This window comes from Endozoicomonas sp. ALD068 (genome assembly GCF_049310145.1).
Classification (GTDB): Bacteria; Pseudomonadota; Gammaproteobacteria; order Pseudomonadales; family Endozoicomonadaceae; genus Endozoicomonas_A.
On sequence record NZ_JBLYNU010000004.1, the window covers coordinates 2,011,820 to 2,032,083 of the forward strand.

General features: G+C 47.7%; 18 protein-coding genes. 10 read left to right on the forward strand and 8 right to left on the reverse strand.

Going from position 1 to position 20,264, the window contains the following annotated elements; translation table 11 throughout:
- Positions 1-7 precede the first annotated feature (7 nt).
- Positions 8-922 (reverse strand): SPFH domain-containing protein, encoded by a 915-nt coding sequence (locus ACO6V5_RS07220; protein ID WP_422137925.1) that lies wholly within the window; start codon positions 920-922, stop codon positions 8-10.
- A gap of 221 nt (positions 923-1,143) precedes the next feature.
- On the opposite strand from ACO6V5_RS07220, the gene ACO6V5_RS07225 reads away from it, so the two are divergent.
- From ACO6V5_RS07225 to ACO6V5_RS07240, 4 genes are read left to right on the forward strand one after another with little or no spacing between them, the layout of a single operon-like run.
- A complete protein-coding gene (locus ACO6V5_RS07225) occupies positions 1,144-1,980 on the forward strand; it encodes an AAA family ATPase (protein ID WP_422133699.1) in 837 nt (278 codons plus the stop codon).
- Positions 1,981-1,989: 9 nt separating this feature from the next.
- Positions 1,990-3,171: a vWA domain-containing protein gene (locus tag ACO6V5_RS07230; protein ID WP_422133698.1), complete on the forward strand. Its 1,182-nt coding sequence runs from the start codon at positions 1,990-1,992 to the stop codon at positions 3,169-3,171.
- A gap of 3 nt (positions 3,172-3,174) precedes the next feature.
- Positions 3,175-3,531: an SH3 domain-containing protein gene (locus ACO6V5_RS07235; protein ID WP_422133697.1), complete on the forward strand. Its 357-nt coding sequence runs from the start codon at positions 3,175-3,177 to the stop codon at positions 3,529-3,531.
- A 2-nt stretch (positions 3,532-3,533) separates the two neighbouring features.
- Positions 3,534-4,193: a class I SAM-dependent methyltransferase gene (locus ACO6V5_RS07240; RefSeq protein ID WP_422133696.1), complete on the forward strand. Its 660-nt coding sequence runs from the start codon at positions 3,534-3,536 to the stop codon at positions 4,191-4,193.
- 638 nt (positions 4,194-4,831) lie between these two features.
- Here ACO6V5_RS07240 and ACO6V5_RS07245 read toward each other — a convergent pair.
- The 3 genes from ACO6V5_RS07245 to ACO6V5_RS07255 form a co-directional block, all read right to left on the reverse strand.
- Complete coding sequence (locus ACO6V5_RS07245; protein ID WP_422133695.1) at positions 4,832-5,128, reverse strand: 4a-hydroxytetrahydrobiopterin dehydratase; 297 nt, start codon at positions 5,126-5,128, stop codon at positions 4,832-4,834.
- A gap of 271 nt (positions 5,129-5,399) precedes the next feature.
- Entirely contained in the window at positions 5,400-5,801 is a 402-nt protein-coding gene (locus ACO6V5_RS07250; RefSeq protein ID WP_422133694.1) for a hypothetical protein, read from the reverse strand.
- Positions 5,802-6,057: 256 nt separating this feature from the next.
- The gene (locus ACO6V5_RS07255; protein WP_422408940.1) at positions 6,058-6,720 is read right to left on the reverse strand and encodes a M20/M25/M40 family metallo-hydrolase; all 663 of its coding nucleotides are present in this window, start codon (positions 6,718-6,720) and stop codon (positions 6,058-6,060) included.
- A gap of 159 nt (positions 6,721-6,879) precedes the next feature.
- Here ACO6V5_RS07255 and aat point away from each other — a divergent pair, with 159 nt between their 5' ends.
- The 3 genes from aat to infA all read left to right on the forward strand — a co-directional run bounded on the left by aat (position 6,880) and on the right by infA (position 8,764).
- Positions 6,880-7,569 carry a leucyl/phenylalanyl-tRNA--protein transferase gene (gene aat, locus ACO6V5_RS07260; RefSeq protein ID WP_422133692.1) on the forward strand — a complete coding sequence of 230 codons (690 nt, stop codon included), beginning with the start codon at positions 6,880-6,882 and terminating at the stop codon, positions 7,567-7,569.
- A 25-nt stretch (positions 7,570-7,594) separates the two neighbouring features.
- Complete coding sequence (locus tag ACO6V5_RS07265; RefSeq protein ID WP_422133691.1) at positions 7,595-8,305, forward strand: arginyltransferase; 711 nt, start codon at positions 7,595-7,597, stop codon at positions 8,303-8,305.
- Positions 8,306-8,545: 240 nt separating this feature from the next.
- Positions 8,546-8,764, forward strand: a complete 219-nt coding sequence (gene infA, locus ACO6V5_RS07270; RefSeq protein ID WP_252180026.1) for a translation initiation factor IF-1 — start codon at positions 8,546-8,548, stop codon at positions 8,762-8,764.
- A gap of 38 nt (positions 8,765-8,802) precedes the next feature.
- Here the strand turns inward: infA and clpA are convergent, their stop codons facing one another.
- The 3 genes from clpA to ACO6V5_RS07285 form a co-directional block, all read right to left on the reverse strand.
- The gene (gene clpA / locus ACO6V5_RS07275) at positions 8,803-11,103 is read right to left on the reverse strand and encodes an ATP-dependent Clp protease ATP-binding subunit ClpA (protein WP_422133690.1); all 2,301 of its coding nucleotides are present in this window, start codon (positions 11,101-11,103) and stop codon (positions 8,803-8,805) included.
- A gap of 20 nt (positions 11,104-11,123) precedes the next feature.
- Complete coding sequence (clpS, locus tag ACO6V5_RS07280) at positions 11,124-11,507, reverse strand: ATP-dependent Clp protease adapter ClpS (RefSeq protein ID WP_422133689.1); 384 nt, start codon at positions 11,505-11,507, stop codon at positions 11,124-11,126.
- Positions 11,508-11,813: 306 nt separating this feature from the next.
- Positions 11,814-14,045 (reverse strand): NADP-dependent isocitrate dehydrogenase, encoded by a 2,232-nt coding sequence (locus tag ACO6V5_RS07285; protein ID WP_422408944.1) that lies wholly within the window; start codon positions 14,043-14,045, stop codon positions 11,814-11,816.
- 256 nt (positions 14,046-14,301) lie between these two features.
- Here ACO6V5_RS07285 and mnmA point away from each other — a divergent pair, with 256 nt between their 5' ends.
- The 3 genes from mnmA to purB all read left to right on the forward strand — a co-directional run bounded on the left by mnmA (position 14,302) and on the right by purB (position 17,597).
- A complete protein-coding gene (mnmA, locus tag ACO6V5_RS07290) occupies positions 14,302-15,450 on the forward strand; it encodes a tRNA 2-thiouridine(34) synthase MnmA (protein WP_422408946.1) in 1,149 nt (382 codons plus the stop codon).
- Between the two features lie 87 nt (positions 15,451-15,537).
- Positions 15,538-16,149 carry a high frequency lysogenization protein HflD gene (gene hflD / locus ACO6V5_RS07295; protein WP_422133686.1) on the forward strand — a complete coding sequence of 204 codons (612 nt, stop codon included), beginning with the start codon at positions 15,538-15,540 and terminating at the stop codon, positions 16,147-16,149.
- A gap of 77 nt (positions 16,150-16,226) precedes the next feature.
- Positions 16,227-17,597, forward strand: coding sequence for an adenylosuccinate lyase (gene purB / locus ACO6V5_RS07300; RefSeq protein ID WP_422137106.1), 1,371 nt, complete (start codon positions 16,227-16,229; stop codon positions 17,595-17,597).
- A gap of 82 nt (positions 17,598-17,679) precedes the next feature.
- Here the strand turns inward: purB and ACO6V5_RS07305 are convergent, their stop codons facing one another.
- Positions 17,680-19,854: a malate synthase G gene (locus ACO6V5_RS07305; RefSeq protein WP_422133685.1), complete on the reverse strand. Its 2,175-nt coding sequence runs from the start codon at positions 19,852-19,854 to the stop codon at positions 17,680-17,682.
- Positions 19,855-20,264 lie beyond the last annotated feature (410 nt).

The following is a 20,264-nucleotide window of genomic DNA, read 5'->3' on the forward strand; positions in this document are numbered from 1 at the left end:
GATCCTGTCAGGGTGTTTTCTTCAAGCCATCGAAGAGTTCTTTAATACCCGCCAGCGAGCCAATCACATTGCCTGCTTCCAGTGGCATCATGATGGTCTTGCTGTTTTCCGCCGCCGCAACAGATTGCAAGGCATCCACGTATTTTTGCGCAACAAAATAATTGATAGCCCGGGCATCTCCATTAGCAATAGCCTGAGAAACAACTTCAGTCGCCCGCGCTTCTGCCTCTGCCAGTCTTTCCCTGGCCTCAGCTTCTCTCTTGGCTGCTTCCAGCTCACCTTCTGCCTGCAGAATTTGAGCCTGTTTTTCACCTTCTGCTACTTTGATAGCCGCTTCCCGGCTACCCTCCGCTTCAAGTATCTGAGCCCTTTTCTCCCGCTCCGCTTTCATTTGACGGGCCATGGACTCCACCAGATCATTAGGAGGAGCTATGTCCCGAATCTCGATGCGAGTCACTTTCACTCCCCATGGACTGGTAGCTTCATCCACTTTGAGGAGCAGCATGTTGTTAATACGGTCACGGTTGGACAACATCTCATCCAGCTCCATGGAACCGAGAACCGCACGAATGTTTGTCATCACCAGATTCTGCATAGCCCGATAGAGTTCATTGACTTCATAGGACGCACGAACAGCATCCTGAACCTGGTAAAAACAAACGGCATCTGTCGTTACTTGGGCATTATCGGAGGAGATAATTTCCTGTGAAGGTATATCAAGAACCTGCTCCATCATATTGATTTTTTTACCAATCCTGTCAACAACAGGCACTATGACATGCAGGCCGGGAGACAGTGTTCGGGTGTACTTACCAAAACGTTCTACGGTGAAATGAAAGCCCTGTGGAACCATTCTGACACCAGTACCTATCAGCACAGCGATCAGGACTACCAATGCAATGGCTGTAATCTCAAAACCCATTTAGTCACTCCTTAGCCTGAAAAGTAGAATCAATTCAGCGGACAGTCTGACAGAAAAAATCAACAATGTCCTAAATCTGTCGTAGCCTCTGTAAAAGTCACAGAGATCATGGAAAGATAGTCATCGTTGATCGGACAAAATATCAAATAAGTATTCACAGCAGCTACAAACCTCGTTAGAGTGCTGACAGAACTCTAACGCCAACAAATCCGATTGTGATCATGAAATTCGATTCTACCGACAATTATATTGCAACCAGCGAACTGAAAACTGCTGTGAACGCGGCCATTGCCTTGCAACGCCCTCTTCTGATCAAGGGCGAACCCGGAACCGGAAAAACCATGCTTGCAGAAGAAGTAGCAGAATCCCTGGGCAAACGACTTTTGCAGTGGAACATCAAATCCACCACCAAGGCCCAACAGGGATTGTATGAGTACGATGCTGTTTCAAGATTGCGCGACTCTCAGCTGGGCGATGAAAAAGTACACGATATCGGCAATTACATCGTCAAAGGTAAATTGTGGGAAGCCTTTGAAGCCGATGAACAGGTGGTTCTGCTGATTGATGAAATCGACAAGGCTGATATCGAGTTCCCCAACGATTTGCTTCAGGAACTGGATAAGATGGAGTTCTTTGTTTACGAGACCCGGAAAATGGTTAAGGCTCGACAGCGGCCCATCGTGATCATCACCAGTAACAATGAAAAAGAACTGCCCGATGCCTTTCTCAGACGCTGTTTCTTCCACTACATCCGTTTCCCTGATCCGGCGACCATGAAGCAGATTGTCGATGTTCACTTTCCCACCCTGAAGCAGGGGCTGGTTTCCGAAGCTTTGCAGATGTTCTTTGAATTAAGGGATATCCCCGGCCTGAAGAAAAAGCCTTCTACCTCTGAGCTGATAGACTGGCTCAAGCTATTGAACTCTGACGACATACCAGTCGATGTGCTAAGAAACAGCGATGCTCGCAGTGCTATACCGCCACTCTACGGAGCCCTGGTTAAAAACGAACAGGATATTCATTTACTGGAACGGCTCGCCTTCATGACTCGTCGATAAGGTGAACCGATGCTGACTAACTTTTTCGATACGGTTCGCGCCTTTGGTGTCCCGGCCAGTACCCGGGAGTACCTTGACTTGCTCAGGGCTATGCAGGCTCATGTAGTCTTCGCGGATAACGAAGCATTTTACCAACTATCCAGAGCCATACTGGTCAAGGATGAACGTCACTACGACCGCTTCGATAAAGCCTGCAAAGCTTTTTTTGACGGCATTGAGAGCGTTGAAGATCTGCTTGAAGCCACTATACCGGAAGATTGGCTCAGAAAAGAATTCATCAATCAGCTCAGCGAAGAAGAGCGGGAAAAGCTCAAGGCACTCGGCAGCCTTGAAGAATTGATGGAGACACTGAAGCAGCGTCTGCAGGAGCAAAAAGAACGTCATGCCGGGGGGAATAAATGGCTTGGCACTGGCGGCACATCCCCTTTTGGTGCCTATGGTAACAATCCAATGGGGGTTCGTATTGGCCAACACGAGAGCAGAAACCGGAGCGCCACCAAAGTCTGGGATAAACGGGAATTCCAGAACCTGGATGACAATGAAAGACTGGGCAGTCGCAATATGAAAATGGCCCTGCGCAGACTCAGAAAATTCGCACGACAGGGGGTTCCGGATCAGCTGGATCTCGATGACACCATTCGATCCACAGCCAATAAAGGGTTGCTGGACATAAAAATGGTTCCGCAAAGGCGTAATTCAGCGAAAGTACTGCTTTTTATGGATATCGGTGGCTCCATGGATGCTCACGTCAAAGACTGTGAAGCACTCTTTTCCTGTGCACGCTCTGAATTCAAGCATATGGAGTTTTTCTACTTCCATAACTATCTCTATGAATGGGTCTGGAAAAACAACGTCCGACGACAAAGTGAAAAAACCGAAACCTGGGACATCGTTCATCGCTTTGGTAAAGACTACAAAGTGATTTTTGTTGGAGATGCCCAGATGTCACCTTATGAAATCACCTCACCGGGCGGAAGCGTTGAACACTGGAATGAAGAACCGGGGCACACCTGGATGCAGCGTGTTCTGGATCATTTTGATAATGCTATCTGGTTGAACCCCATCAATAAAGACAGCTGGTTTTTCACCCATTCTACAAAGATCATCCATGAACAGCTGGAGGGCAGAATGTTCCCTCTGACGGTGAAGGGTCTGGAAGAGGGTATGAAAGAGTTGTCTACTAAAAGCTGAGTTATGAAAACAGTCAAGGTTATAGAAGATTATCAGGCCTGCTACCCGGACCCAGTGACTTTCAGTGAAGGTGACAGTCTGATATTAGGTAAAAGTGATGATGAGTTTCCCGGATGGATCTGGGTCACAACTGGATCGGGCAAAGAAGGCTGGACTCCCCTGCCTCTGATAAGACGTTTGAACCAGAAACACGGGATTGCATTAGAGGACTTTAGCGCCAGGAAACTCAGTGTGAAAGCGGGTGAAAATTTGAGAATCATGCGTGAGATTAACGCTTGGGCCTGGGTAGAAAACCAACAGAAACAGACGGGCTGGGTGCCTATATCCAAATTCGCTGAATACCGTCATGAAAGTGATTAATAATGTCACTTTCAACCACTGAAAACAGTCAATGTCCCCTGTGCAGTGCCTTATCCAGAGACTTTGCCAGCGATAAAAGAAGAGATTATTTCAGATGTTCTGACTGCTCACTGGTTTTTGCTGATAAAAAAAGCTGGCCAACGCCTGAGCTGGAACGCTCAGAATATGAGCTTCATACAAACAATGCCTTTGAGCCGGGATATCGAAAATTTCTTTCAAGGGTGACAGAGCCGTTGAAAGGCAGGATATCTTTGGATGCACAGGGACTGGACTTTGGCTGCGGGCCTGGCCCCACACTTTCTTTGATGATGGCTGAAGCTGGTTGGCCTATGGCTCTGTATGACCCCTTTTTCCATTCGGATCAAAGCGCTCTGGAAAAAACGTACGATTTTATCACAGTCACTGAAGTCATAGAACACATTCATCAACCGGATGTATGGTTGCCGAAACTCTGGAGTATGATCAGACCCGGCGGGACACTGGCATTCATGACCAAAATGGTGATAGATCAGGAAGCCTTTTGCAGATGGCATTACAAGAATGATCCTACCCATGTCTGTTTTTACTCAATAGAAACCTTTCAGCACCTTGCTGAACAATGGCAGGCAGTGCTCAGTTTTGAAGCCCGGGATGTTATATTTTTCTATAAATTAATGCATTAAACAGTGGGATTACTATAAAGCAATCAAAAAAAATCTCGGAACTGCGTAAGAAGTATTTGGGATTATCTTGCAAGTTGGTAAGTACGAAAGGCTCATTATTTCAGTATGCCAGGCACGGGTGAGCGAGGATGGAAAGAGTGTCTAAAAAAACGATCCCTTGACTGCAGGCGAACACAAAAATAGTAAAATCGTCTATCGCAGCCCGCCAAAGTTCTACTTGTTCTTATGAGCCTTATCAGCGTGACTCCGTTGAGCAACGACCTTGGCAAAGCGCAGAGAAATCCTTTTGCATTTACAACACCGGCCGACCTCTTCCTGTTGAAGTTCATTTAGATAGGTATTAATGAAATCCTCATTCATTGTTTTTTAGAATACCCTCAAGGACTTTCATGGCTGATAGTCATCAAATAACTACTCTGTAGCCCTACATTAACCCTGAGGGTGTTTCATGACAACTGACGGCTTCGTTGTTGTTTGATTGCATTGAAGCAGACCAACATTCTGTTGCAAATTCGATCACCACCCTGGCAAGTTTTTATTCTTGCTTGATCGCTACCAGGTATGCCTTAGATAAAAATTTTCTCTGACGGTTATAAAACACACCCATGTTCTGGTTCAATCAGCCAACGCAGAGATAATCATAGCTGGATATCGTCCGACACCTGTTTGACCTGTAATAGCTCGAACAATCGATCCGTTTCCTGAGTGAGATGACGATCTCTGGCCATGACTCCTGACCCTTGTTCAGACTCATGAGTCCCCCAGGCAACCGTTACCTTGCCCCATTCAATAATCATTCTTGGGTGATGTACGTAGGACTCCGCCAGTCCCGCCACCGCATTAAGAAAACAGAGAGACTTCGAATACTTTTTGAAGGTATAGGACTTCTCAAGGTGATCAACGCCTTCATACTGACACAACGACCAGTTACTCATATATTATCCTCCTGGTGGCTTATTACCCTACCTGACAGGCACGGCAAGAAAGCACTCTGATGGTACAGACAGAGTTTATACAGACCCCACGAAAGGATAAATGAATTTTGGGCTTTGATCGAACCTCCTTTACCAGGAAATGGCAACTGGATGAATAAACGTGCTAATCAGCAAGGGCTATACAGTATATATCTTTTCAAGACATAACTGCCTGATGGCTTGAGCCTCATATCCATACGCTGCACAGCCTGCTGCACACTACAAGAGCCTTTTACAAGCTCTCTTCGCTTTCTTCCTGATCAACCTTTTCAGCCTGAAGTTGCTCCAGCTCCTGCTTACTGGCATTGAGCTGCTGAGTGAGCTGCTTCTGCTTGGTTTTCAGTGTCCCGTTCTCTGTCGTCAGAGTCCGGTTCTGCTCCTGCAGACGTTTGATCTGTTTCTTCATACGATCAGGATTGCTGGCTCGCAGCGTTTTCAGCTCGTTATCAGCGCTCTTGACCTGCTTGTTCAGCTTTTCAGCCTTCTGCTCAGCCGCATCAAGCCGTGACTTCAGCTGAGTCACTTCTTTATCGTGCTGATCAGTGATATCAAGGAGAGCTTGCAGGCGCTGTTGCTCAATAACGTCCAGTTCTTCATTTTTAAAGAAACGGCCTCCCGCGCTCAGGGTACCCATATTAATTACCTACCTCCGAAAAGAGTTTGAAGTGATGACAACAGGAAGCTGCCCTTGCCAGCGCAGGGCATCCACACATGTATGGGGGATATTTGATAATGAGATCAATTGTTCTTCATTCAATGGCTGGCAAAAGCAGACTGACTTTAGACGGAGGCAAGTTTATTACACTTACTTCCCCTAGGAAAGCGCAATTTACACAATTTTTTGCAATGCTGCCAGTTTATTTGCTCATTCTGACAGCATTATTGGTCAATCAGGCTTCTGGTATGGCCTCCAGTGTTTTAATCAGGTAGTTCCAGAAATTTCCAACCGCCGGAATATGGACCTTTTCATCCGGTGAATGGGGGAACCGAACACAAACATCGACACCACCAGCACAGCCAACATAGAGCTCTCCTTCATCTTCAGAGTCCATGTTCAGCATGATCTCACCCTTCAGCAAACCAGGCTTAAGACCGTGAGCTCCGGTCATCCCAATCTCTTCATCAATGGTAAACAGAGCTTCAACAGGACCATGGGGAATATCCGTCGACTCAAGCACCGCCATAGCCGCTGCAACACCAATACCATTATCGGCTCCCAGAGTGGTTCCTTCCGCAGTAACCCAATCGCCATCAACGTACGCCCTGATAGGATCTTTAGTAAAATCATGTTCTGTATCTGCGTTTTTTTGAGGCACCATGTCCAGGTGACTCTGGAGAACAACGCCACGGCGGTTTTCCATACCCGGAGTAGCTGGCTTGCGAATGATCACGTTGCCGACTTCGTCTATCAGGGTATCCAGACCAAGATTCTCGCCAAACTCCTTTACGTAGGCACGCACAGCATCTTCATGCCTGGAGGGGCGGGGAATCTTGCAAAGTGCCTGAAAGTGTCGCCAAATAGGTTGAGGGGATAATTCAACAAGCTGGGTCACAGCTATCTCCTGTTGATGGGGGGGGAAAGAGTCTATGAAAATAGCCCCTGCGAGAACGAACGCCCATTAGTGAATACACTAATCAAAAACCGAGATTGCCGTATTCACTAACAGTAAAACCGAAAACCTGATCTATTTTTTAACCCGGCTGCCCAGATAATGCGCAAAACCATTCCTTTACTAGATCCCGATAGACCTCAATTTCCTGCTGCTCATGAGGCTCTGGATTACCCTGATGGCCTATTGGCTATGGGTGGCAACCTTGCCCCTGAAACACTGACTGACGCATACAAGAGGGGCATCTTCCCCTGGTTCAACGAAGGCGAACCCATTCTCTGGTGGTCTCCTAACCCAAGAATGGTGCTTTATCCAGAGTATCTGCACATAAGCCGCTCCATGAAGCGTTTTCTAAAAAAGCACTCTTATAGAGTGAGTTTTGATGAAGCCTTCAGTGAAGTCATGACTGCCTGCTCGTCGCCCCGGAAAAATCAGGATGGCACATGGATCATCAAAGAAATGAAAGAAGCCTATACTGCCCTTTTTAAAGAGGGTCTGGCTCATTCGGTGGAAGTCTGGTCAGGCGATAAGCTGGTGGGCGGGCTTTATGGCGTCACGATTGACAAAGTATTCTTTGGAGAATCCATGTTCAGTTTCGAAACCAATACTTCAAAACTTGCAATGATTATGTTGTGCAAAGAGTTGCTGAATAGAAACTTCCATCTGATCGATTGCCAGATACACAGCCCCCACCTGGAGTCACTGGGCGCGAGAATGATAAGCCGGGATGCATTTCTCAAGGCATTGAAAGACGGTTGCCGAACGCCTGCAACCAGTGCACACTGGAATTAGACAGGGCAATGGACGGCCGAAGCTGATGAGCGCACTTAAAGATCTTAAATTTTACGCAACCCAGCCACACAACTGCAGCTACCTGGAGGATAAGCAGGCTATAACATTATTTATGGATCCCGACAAAGACTTGGATCCAGCTCTTTATCGGCATTTGGCCGACATTGGATTTCGAAGAAGCGGTCGACACGTATACAGACCTCACTGTCAGGGCTGCAACGCTTGCATTCCGGCCAGAGTGGTTGCCAAGAGTTTCGAACCCAGACGCAAGCACAGAAAGCTATTAAAAAAAAATCGGGATATCCTGGTCACCCGATCCGAAGCTGAATACGATGAAGAAACCTATCAGCTTTACAAAAAATACATCTCCATACAGCATCGCGATGGCGATATGTACCCTCCCTCAATGGAGCAATTCCAATCCTTTTTGGTAGGTTGCCCTGAATTCTGTTGCTACTACAAATTCTGGCTGGACGAAAAACTCGTGGCTGTTGCAGTCACCGACGAGCTGTCAAATGGACTCTCTGCAATTTATACCTTTTATGACCCTGAAGTCAGCAAAACCAGAAGTCTGGGCAGTTACTGCATTCTCTGGCAGATAGAGGAAGCCAAAAAACTGGGGCTCAAGCACCTTCACCTGGGCTATTGGATCAAGGACTGCAAAAAAATGAGTTACAAAATTCAATACCGTCCTCTGGAAGTCTATGTTAACAACCGCTGGGTTACTTTGAGGTAGTCGTCCTGATATATACTGTAACTGATTATTCAGACAGGGTTAATCAGCTACAGCGACATTAACTCCCAGTTAATTCACCGTATTATCTGGTCAATCAGGATTTGATGGGGATCGAAAGTGATGACAGAGAATGTTTTTATATGGATAAAGGCCGGTTCACTTTGCTTTAAAGCTGGTTTTCAGGCAGAATGCCTGCCAGATTTATTCAGCTAACGCTCTATTCCTGAGGTCAAACTTTATATGGCGAAAGAAGAAAGTCTTGAAATGGAAGGCACTGTCATTGACACCCTGCCTAATACTATGTTCCGTGTAGAACTGGAGAACGGTCACGTTGTGACCGCACATATTTCAGGCAAAATGCGTAAAAACTACATCCGCATTCTGACAGGTGATAAAGTCAAAGTTGAACTGACTCCTTATGACCTGACCAAAGGCCGTATCACATACCGTTCCCGCTGACAGGGGCCTCTTGCCCCTGTCCCTCTCCTGGCTTTTTTTCAGCCCTGCTCACCATCCACAACTTCAAGATCCGAAGTCAGGCTTTTGGCAGGTTCGAATTTCAGGAACAGCCCTCCTTTCTTGACCGTCACGCGGACAAAGCCACCACTCTCAGACAGCTTGCCAAAAAGGATCTGTTCCGCCAGGGGCTTCTTGAGATGCTCCTGAATAACACGCCCCATAGGACGAGCCCCCATCATCCGATCATAACCTTTCTCTGCCAGCCACTCTCGTGCCTTATCATCAACGTCAATCTGAACCATTCTCTCATCCAGCTGCGCCTGAAGCTCTGTAAGGAACTTATCGACAACATGCTTGATAGTATCCTCGGTCAATGAGTCAAAGGGAATGATGGAGTCAAGACGGTTCCTGAATTCCGGTGTAAAGGTTTTCTTAATGGCTTCCATACCGTCTGTCGTATGATCCTGCTCAGTGAAACCAATAGAAGTACGCGTCATGCTTTCAGCACCAGCATTGGTCGTCATGATCAGAATAACATTTCTAAAGTCAGCTTTACGACCATTGTTGTCTGTCAGAGTGCCGTGATCCATCACCTGCAAAAGCAGGTTAAATACATCCGGATGCCCTTTCTCAATTTCGTCCAGCAACAAGACACAATGGGGTGTCTTGTTGATCGCTTCTGTCAAAAGTCCTCCCTGGTCATAACCGACATAGCCAGGAGGTGCACCTATCAGCCTGGAAACTGTATGAGCTTCCATGTACTCGGACATGTCAAAACGGACCAGCTCAACCCCCATGGACTTGGCTAACTGACGACAAACTTCCGTTTTGCCGACACCTGTTGGCCCAGAGAACAGGAAAGCACCCACCGGCTTGTCAGGCGCCTTCAAACCAGCACGCGACAATTTAATCGCAGTTGAAAGAGAAACAATGGCTTCGTCCTGGCCGAAGACCACCATTTTGAGATTCCTCTCAAGCTTGGAAAGTAACTCTTTATCAGAAGAAGAAACAGACTTAGGTGGAATCCGGGCAATCTTGGCGACAATACTTTCAACGTCGCCCACCTCAATGATCTTCTTGCGCTCATTCTCTGGTAAAAGACGCTGATAAGCACCAGCCTCATCAATAACGTCAATCGCTTTGTCAGGCATATGACGATCGTTGATATAGCGATTAGCTAACTCTGCTGCAGCTTTCAGGGCATCATCCTTATATTCAATGGTGTGATGCTCTTCAAAGCGACTCTTGAGACCACGAAGAATATCAATGGTATCGTCAACACTCGGTTCACTGATATCCACTTTCTGGAAACGACGAGCCAGGGCACGATCTTTTTCGAAAATACCACGAAACTCTTGAAAGGTCGTTGAACCTATGCAACGAAGATCACCAGAAGTCAGCAGTGGCTTTAAAAGATTAGAAGCATCCATAACACCACCGGATGCAGCACCGGCACCAATAATAGTGTGAATCTCATCAATGAAGAGAATGGCGTTATCGAGCTTTTTAAGTTCGCTGAGCAACTTTTTGAATCGCTTCTCAAAATCACCACGGTATTTGGTTCCAGCCAGCAACGAACCAAGATCCAGAGAATACACAACCGCTTTGGAGAGTACTTCAGGTACTTCTCCGTCCACTATTCTTTTTGCCAGACCTTCAGCAACGGCTGTTTTCCCAACACCGGCCTCACCCACCAGCAGAGGATTATTCTTACGACGTCGCGTCAATATCTGGGATACCCGCTCAACCTCTTCTGCCCGACCTACCAGTGGATCAATCTTACCTATACGGGCCTGTTCGTTCAGGTTAGTGGCATAATTTTTAAGGGGGTCTTGACCGGCTGCCTCAGAGTCAGTGCTTTCCTCCATAAGCTCTCCACCCAACTCTTCCAACTCATTGCCCGGCATTTTGGAAATTCCGTGAGCGATATAGTTGACGACATCTATGCGGGCAACGTCCTGCTGCTTCAGAAAATAAACGGCCTGACTTTCTTGCTCACTGAAGATTGCAACCAGAACATTAGCACCGGTGACTTCTTTTTTTCCTGAGCTTTGCACATGAAATACAGCGCGTTGCAGAACTCTCTGAAACCCGAGAGTGGGTTGGGTCTCTCGCTCGGTATCGTTGGCAGGTATTAAAGGGGTTGTTGAATCAACAAAATCAATCAGTTCCCTGCGCAGCTTTTCGGTTTCTACACCACAAGCTAGAAGTACTCGGGAAGCGGATTCATTATCAAGCAGTGCCAGAAGCAGATGTTCCACGGTCATGAATTCATGTCGCTTGCTTCTTACATCACGGAAAGCACTGTTAAGAGTCAGTTCGAGGTCTTTATTGAGCATATGATATTACCCTGAGAACACTAATCGGCCTTAATTGTTTTGCACAACAGGGGATGCTGGAATTCTCTGGAGTACTCGTTGACTTGCTGGGCTTTGGTTTCAGCAACATCTTTGCTGAACAATCCACATACAGCCTTGCCTTGCGTATGAACCATCAGCATGATTTGTGTTGCCTGTTCACTACTCATGCTGAAAAACTTCTCCAGGACCTCAACCACAAAATCCATCGGTGTAAAATCATCATTCAAGAGCAGAACCTGATACATAGCGGGCGGTTTGACTCTGGCTTTAGCTGGTGCCAGAGCGATATCATGATCGCCTTCCTGCTCTATCCCTTCATTCTCTAAGCTTAGACGAAGCCACTCAAAGTTACTCATGTATTGATGAACTGCTATCTGCTGCATTGCACTCGCTTCCAGGTGAATTTACAGCTGAATTAACCAGGCTCTGGACTGCCTGTAACCAGGTGTCGATGACGAAAAACGTCAAAAGCACTACACCCTGAATACCATTCTAAACACGCTGAGAGCAAAGAAAAACAATTTACATCACTCGTCACTTCAAAAGCTATTGATTTCATGGATACCATCGACTGACAACCGAAATAAAATAGCAAAAGAATCAGAAAAATAATCATTTGATCTGACAAGCAAGAAAATGACCACAGAACAAGCCTGCAGCCATTCTTGATGGGTAAAAATGCCCGGAAATTAAATCATGCCATCAATTGCCGCATTAAAGGTAGTGCTTGGACGCATAGCTTCAGTGGCTTTAGCTGGAGTGGGCTCATAATAGCCACCCAGATCAACAGCCCCCCCCTGACAATCTGCCAGTTCCGAGACAATCTGACCTTCTTTCTCGACCAGCTCCTTTGCCAGACCGGAAAACTTGCTGCTGAGTTCCTGGTCTACTTGCTGAGCCGCCAGAGCTTCTGCCCAGAACTGAGCCAGATAGAAATGACTACCACGGTTGTCCAGCTCTTTCACCCTTCGGGAAGGAGACTTGTTAGCATCCAGATATTGGCCAATAGCAGCGTTCAATGTGTCAGCCAGAATCTGGGCCCTGGCATTCCCAGTCTTAACGGCAATATCTTCAAGCGATACAGCGATAGCCAGAAATTCACCCAGAGAATCCCAACGTAAATGATTCTCTTTAACAAACTGTTGAACGTGCTTGGGAGCTGAACCACCAGCACCAGTTTCGAACAGACCTCCGCCAGCCAGCAGAGGGACAATAGAGAGCATTTTAGCACTGGTACCCAGCTCCAGAATCGGGAACAGGTCAGTCAGGTAATCACGCAGAACGTTTCCGGTCACGGAAATGGCATCTTTACCTGCCCGAATCGTTTCCATACTCAGACGGCAAGCGTCCACCGGAGAAAGAATACGGATATCCAGACCCTCGGTATTGTGGAACTTCAGGTATTCGTTGACCTTGGCAATCAGGTTGGCATCGTGGGCACGATTTTCGTCCAGCCAGAAAAGAGTCAGAGCACCTGTTGCCCGGGCACGGTTAACGGCCAGCTTGACCCAATCGCGAATTGGCGCGTCCTTGGTCTGACACATTCTCCAGATGTCACCCTCTTCAACATTGTGCTCAAACACAGTACTGCCAGACTCTTCTACAACACGGATAATGCCGTTTGCAGGAGCCTTGAAGGTTTTGTCATGAGAACCATACTCTTCAGCTTTCTGAGCCATCAGACCTACGTTGGAAACATTACCCATAGTAGTGACATCGAATGCACCGTTCTCCTTACAAAAATCGATGACTTCCTGATAAACAGCTGCATAGCAACGATCAGGAATCATGGCTTTGGTGTCATGCAGCTTTCCGTCAGGCCCCCACATTTGGCCCGAGGAACGCAAAGCGGCAGGCATAGATGCATCGATAATGACATCGTTCGGTACATGCAGGTTGGTAATACCCTTATCGGAGTCCACCATCGCCAGCTCAGGGCGAGTCTTGTATACGGCCTGAATATCCGCCTTTACTTCATCCTTCTGCTCAGCAGGCAGTTTGGCAATCTTAGCATAAACGTCACCCAGACCATTGTCCGGATCGACGCCCAGATCTGAAAATAGAGAAGCGTGTTTCTCAAACACGTCTTCAAAGAAGACTGTGACAGCATGACCAAACATGATCGGGTCAGAAACCTTCATCATTGTTGCTTTCAGGTGCAGGGAGAGCAGAACATTCTGCTCTTTAGCTTCCTGAGCAGAAGCTTCGTAGAATGCCCTCAAAGCTTTCACATTCATGACAGCGCTATCAATAACTTCACCGGCCAACAAGCTCGTACTCGGTTTTAGCACCGAAACAGATCCATCGCTGCCAACAAACTCGATTCTTACATCCGTAGCCTCGGGCATGACTGCTGACTGCTCACTGGAGTAGAAGTCACCGCTGTGCATATGAGCAACGTGAGATTTGGAATCTGCAGTCCAGACACCCATAGAGTGAGGATGCTTCTTCGCAAACTCTTTTACGGGAGCCGCAACACGGCGATCAGAGTTACCCTCTCGAAGAACCGGGTTTACCGCACTACCAAGCACTTTGGCATAACGAGCCTTGATGACTTCTTCTTCAGGATTCCCGGGTTCTACAGGAAAATCAGGAATGTCATAACCGTGTTCTTGTAGCTCTTTGATCGCATCTGTCAGTTGCGGGATAGAAGCACTGATGTTAGGCAACTTGATGATGTTTGCCTGAGGCGTCTTAGCTAGCATACCCAACTCAGACAGAGCATCACTTTGCTTTTGTGCTGCACTCAACCTCTCAGGGAAATTAGCTATGATTCGACCAGCCAGTGAAATATCCTTGGTTTCAACGGCTACGTCTGCGGCTCGGGTAAAAGCCTTGAGAATAGGGAGCAGTGAATAGGTGGCTAAGGCGGGAGCTTCGTCAGTAATAGTGTAAATAATTCTGGTTGTATCTGTTGTCATGTTATCTCCAAAAAACAACTGGCTGTGGTGCCTCTGCGGAGGGGTTTAAGTGGAGTTTGACGACCACTATTTATCACTTTATTTGCACAGCCCCGTAACGCTTTTGACGTTATCGCCTATAAGATATACCAATGTGCGTAAGGAATAAATGTAGTTTTGCTACACAATCTTCTGTTTGCATATCGAAATACTCTATAGAACTGAATTAGCCAGACAGGTACAATGCCCTGCTTCCCGATTCAGCCATACAGTAACTATGATAGACTCTTGTGCCACTTTTTCTGACGAAAACCCTCAAGACACCCGTGTAATCGTGGGTATGTCCGGAGGTGTTGATTCCTCGGTATCTGCACTTCTGCTCAAACAGCAGGGTTACCAGGTAGAAGGTTTGTTCATGAAAAACTGGGAGGAAGATGATGGCACTGAATACTGCACTGCCATGACCGATCTGGAAGATGCTCAGGCCGTTTGCGACAAAATTGGTATTAAACTCCATAAAGCCAATTTTGCTGCTGAATACTGGGATAATGTCTTTGAGCATTTCTTGCAGGAATACAAGGCCGGACGCACCCCCAACCCCGACATTCTCTGCAATAAGGAAATCAAGTTCGAGGCTTTTCTGGATTATGCCCTGACACTGGAAGCTGACTGTATCGCCATGGGCCACTACGCCCGCAGAGACAACATTAATGACCGGGCTTGCCTCAAAAAGGGTCTTGACCCCAATAAAGACCAGAGCTACTTCCTGCATCAGGTCGGAACCGAACAACTGGCCAGAACTTTGTTCCCAGTGGGTGAAATAGCAAAGCCCGAAGTTCGGCGCATAGCAGAAGAACACGATTTGATCACCCACAACAAGAAAGACAGCACAGGTATCTGCTTTATTGGTGAGCGCCGTTTTCGTGATTTCCTGAAGCAGTATCTTCCGGCCCAGCCTGGCGACATTGCGACCGATCAGGGCACAGTTATTGGCGAGCATTCAGGCTTGATGTACCATACCATCGGCCAAAGGCAGGGTCTTGGTATTGGTGGACTGAAAGGCGCTTCAGAATCGCCCTGGTATGTTGTTGAGAAAGATCTTGAGAACAATCAACTGATCGTTGCTCAGGGCAATAGTCACCCCTTGCTGTTCTCTGAAGCCCTGACCGCTTCTGAAATATTCTGGATCTCCGGCTCAGCGCCGGAAATGCCAGCCAGCCTGACCGCCAAGATCCGCTATCGACAACAGGATCAGGCCTGCCGCCTTGAGCGAACACCAGACGGGAGATATCTTGTGGTCTTTGACGAACCTCAGAGGGCGGCCACTCCGGGGCAGTCTGTTGTTTTCTACCAGAATGATATTTGTCTGGGCGGTGGAGTTATTGAAACCAGACATCACTCTCTGAGTGAGGCTCAGATTCAATAAGACATCAATCAGTTCGCTCAACTCTCCACAACCGGGAGCAGACAACCTTCCGAAAAGAGAAAGCATAAGTAAGGTAGAGAAACTCAGGTGCAATACACAGCAAAGGAACAGGCAGCTGCCCTCTCAGCGATTTTTCAGGCTGCTGGCCTTGTAGAACGTCTGGCCAAGAGCGGGCAAATCAGTGAAGGGCCACTCGAACCACTGATTGGCAGCCTGTTTGTCATCTCTCCTGATCGCGTTGAGGATGTCTTCAATGGTTACGACAGCCTGCTCACTGGCAGAAAAATACTGAAAGATGTCCTGCAACGTCAGGCCGACGCGATCCAGGCCGACACCGTTCGTTATGCCCTGACCCTGATACATCTGGAACGCAAACTTTCCCGAAATCGTGACATGCTGAATGAGATCTCCCAGCGCCTGCAACGCTGCAGGGAACAGGCCGACCACTTTGGCATCCTCCATGAAAATGTTATTGCCAGCCTTGCCGGTATTTACCTCGACACCATCAGCACCTTTAAGACAAGAGTGCAAGTTTCAGGCGACCTCCAACATCTTCAGAATCAGGGCAATGCTGACAAGATACGCGCCATTTTGTTTGCCGGGATACGGGCTGCCATTCTCTGGCGCCAGACAGGTGGCAGCCGCTGGCAGTTATTACTTAGCCGAAAAAAGTTATTGAACGGCTTGAATCAGCTTTAAACCAAATCATCCACCCTGCATCCAAAGCCTTTTTCCGGTATGATGCGCCCTTTCTATGAGCATAAGGCATGTTAAACATGGAGCTGTCTGCACTGACTGCTGTTTCCCCCGTCGACGGTCGCTATGGGGACAAGACCCAAAGCCTGAGAAGCATTTTCAGTGAGTATGGTCTGATCCGCTTTCGAGTGACCGTTGAAGTTAAATGGTTACAGGCACTGGCCAGCCACCCCGAAATCATCGAAGTTCCTGAACTATCCAAGGGTGCTAACGTCCTCTTAGACCGGCTGGTCGACAACTTTTCCCTTGAGGATGCCCAGCGCGTCAAGGAAATTGAGCGCACCACGAACCATGATGTCAAGGCCGTTGAGTACTTGATCAAGGAAAAAATACAGGATAACGGTGAGCTGGCTACTATCAGTGAGTTTGTTCACTTTGCCTGTACTTCCGAGGACATTAACAACCTGTCTCACGGGCTGATGTTGAAGACTGGCATTGAACAGGCGGTACTTCCGCCCATGCATCAGATCATCAAGGAAATCGAAAGTCTTGCTCATCAGCACAGCGATCAGTCAATGCTGTCCCGTACTCACGGACAAACAGCCTCCCCTACCACGCTGGGCAAAGAGATGGCAAACGTTGCTTACCGTCTGCGCCGTCAGGTTCAGCAAATCAACCGAATTACTCCACTAGGCAAAATCAACGGTGCCGTTGGTAACTACAATGCTCACCTGTCCGCTTACCCTGAAATTGACTGGCAGCAACATGCTGAAAAGTTTGTCACCAGTCTGGGTCTGGAATGGAACCCCTACACCACCCAGATTGAACCTCACGACTACATCGCTGAACTATTTGATGCCATTTGCCGTTTCAACACTGTCTTGATCGATTTTGATCGTGATATTTGGGGCTATATCTCCCAGGGATACTTTAAACAGAAAACTGTGGCCGGCGAAGTAGGCTCTTCCACCATGCCTCACAAAGTTAATCCGATTGACTTTGAAAACTCCGAAGGCAACCTCGGTATTGCTAATGCCGTTATGCAGCATCTGGCTATGAAATTGCCTGTTTCCCGATGGCAGCGCGACCTGACAGACTCAACCGTTCTGCGCAACCTGGGAGCGGGTCTGGGTTACAGCCTGATTGCTTATGCATCGACTCTGAAAGGTATCAGCAAGCTACAGATCAATGCCGAACGCCTGAATGAAGACCTGGATAATGCCTGGGAAGTTCTGGCGGAGCCCATCCAGACAGTTATGCGCCGATACGGTATTGAGCAGCCTTACGAAAAGCTCAAGGCTCTGACTCGTGGTCAGGAAGGCATCACCCAGGCGACTCTGGAGGCCTTTATTGACAACCTGAACATGCCTGCCGGGGTAAAAGCTGAACTTAAGAAGCTGACACCCGCGAATTATGTGGGCAACGCCGCTTCTCAAGCTAGAGCGATCTAACCTGACGATAGCGAAGCGAGCAAATCGCTTCAAGACAACAAAGCCCTCAATTGAGGGCTTTATTCATTACCATTCAGTTATTTCATTTTGCAGTGGCTTTAAATTCACGCCTTCTTGCATGCAGTACCGGTTCGGTATATCCATTAGGCTGCTGACAACCTTTCAGGACCAGCTCGCACGCTGCTTTAAAAGCAACACTGGCATCATAATCGGGAGCCATAGGTCGGTATTCAGGATCCCCGGCATTCTGCTCATCAACCACCTTTGCCATACGCTTCATGGCATCCATCACCTGCTCCTCAGAACAGACACCATGCCTCATCCAGTTGGCCATATGCTGACTGGAGATACGCAGCGTTGCGCGATCCTCCATCAAGCCAACATTGTGGATGTCAGGAACTTTTGAACAACCCACACCTTGATCCACCCATCGAACAACATAACCGAGAATACCTTGAGCATTGTTGTCCAGCTCTTGCTGAATCACATCTTCAGTCAGAGAAGCCCTGTCGTGCAGCAAAGGAATAGTCAGAAGATCATCCAGACTCGCTCTTTGACGCTCAGCTATAGATTCCTGAACTTCAAGAACATTTACGGAATGATAATGAGTAGAGTGCAGTGTCGCGGCATTAGGTGAAGGCACCCAGGCGGTATTCGCTCCTGACTGGGGATGCCCGATTTTAGTCGCCAGCATCTTGGCCATCTCATCCGGCATAGCCCACATACCTTTACCAATCTGAGCACGACCGGCCAAACCACAGTCAAGTCCTACCTCAACATTCTGGTCCTCGTAAGCATTGATCCAGGCGGACTGTTTCATTTCGCCTTTTGGAATCATCGGACCAGCTTCCATGCTGGTGTGTATTTCATCTCCAGTACGATCAAGGAAACCTGTATTAATGAAGACAACGCGATCTCTGGCCGCCCGGATACAGGCTTTGAGATTGACAGAAGTACGACGCTCTTCGTCCATTATGCCAACCTTCAGGGTATTTTTCTCAAGACCCAGAACATCTTCAATCTTGCCAAACAGCTTATTAGTAAAGTCTACCTCTTCTGGCCCGTGCATTTTTGGCTTAACAATATAAACACTGCCGGTACGGGAGTTTCTCATGCCGTCCTGTTTTTTCAGGTCATGCATGGCAATCAGCGAAGTAAACATTCCATCCATAATGCCTTCTGGAATTTCATTTCCCTGACGATCCAGAATGGCATCAGTAGTCATCAGATGCCCGACATTTCGAACAAACATCAGACTCCGGCCATGCAGAGAAAACGCTTCACCTGCGGGGGATGTATAGTTACGATCAGCAACCAGCTGACGGGTTAAGGTTTTATCACCTTTAATGAATGTGTCCTGCAGGTCTGCCTTCATTAATCCGAGCCAGTTTCGATAAACCAACGCTTTATCTTCAGCGTCGACGGCAGCCACAGAATCTTCACAGTCCATAATAGTTGTCAGAGCTGCCTCTACCACCAGATCCTTCACTCCGGCCGCATCAGCCTTTCCTATAGGAGATTGACGGTCAATTTGAATCTCAATATGAAGGCCATTATTTTTGATCAGAACACTGTCAGGCGCTTTTTCACTGCCTGTATACCCAACAAACTTTTCAGGTTGGGCCAGCGCCGTGACGCTGCCGTCTTCCAAAGAGAGAGCCAATTCTCCTTCCTTGATAGCATAACCAGCCACCCTGGAATGACTTCCTTTAGCCAGAGGCGCCGCCTGATTAAGCAATGCCTTACCAAAAGCGATGACTTTCTGTCCACGCACAGGGTTATAGCCCTTACCACGCTCAGCACCATCACTTTCAGGAATAGCGTCAGTACCATACAAAGCATCATAAAGACTTCCCCAACGAGCGTTCGCTGCGTTAAGGGCAAAACGGGCATTCATCACTGGTACAACCAGCTGAGGTCCCGCCTGGGAGGAAATTTCTGTATCAACATTTTCCGTCGTAATCTTAAAGCCTTCGCCCTCAGATTGCAGGTAACCGATTTCCAACAGAAACTGTTTATAGGCAGAAGGATCATGGGGCTGCTGTTTATGCTCTTTATGCCACTGATCAATTTGATTTTGCAGAGCCTCCCGCCTCTGCAACAGAGACCTGTTCTCAAGGACGCACTCATCCAGGACACCCTCAAAACCTGACCAGAAGACCTCTGGAGTCACTCCAGTGCCCTCAATAGCTTCAACCAAGAGATTGTGGATAGGGGCTGCTATCTGCAAACCTCCGATCTGAATACGATCAGCCATATGCCTTCCTTCTACACGCTTTTATCTTCAATTCGCGTAAGACCACCACCGAACCAGGTGGAGATGTAAGCGGGGCTTGCGAAGAGCAAGCCTGTGAACTATTTTTTCTGCTTCTGTCAGACCTGCCGTGGGGCTCACGGGATGTTAAGTCTGCAGAGTTGGTTTGAGACCCTGGAAGCAAACTTGATTAGCCCAATAAAAGCTCCCTCTGGGAGAGTTTTACGCAGTAACCAAGATTACACCCTGAGCAGCGAACCATGTAACAGAAACCTGTCAGGTGACCAACAGGGAACCCTCACCGAAATAAGGTGGGGGACAATGCCAATGTTGAGATGGACCGCCTGATTTTCACCAAAAAATCCGACAGCTCAAGTCTGGCACTATTCTGTTTGAACCGACAGGTGATGACC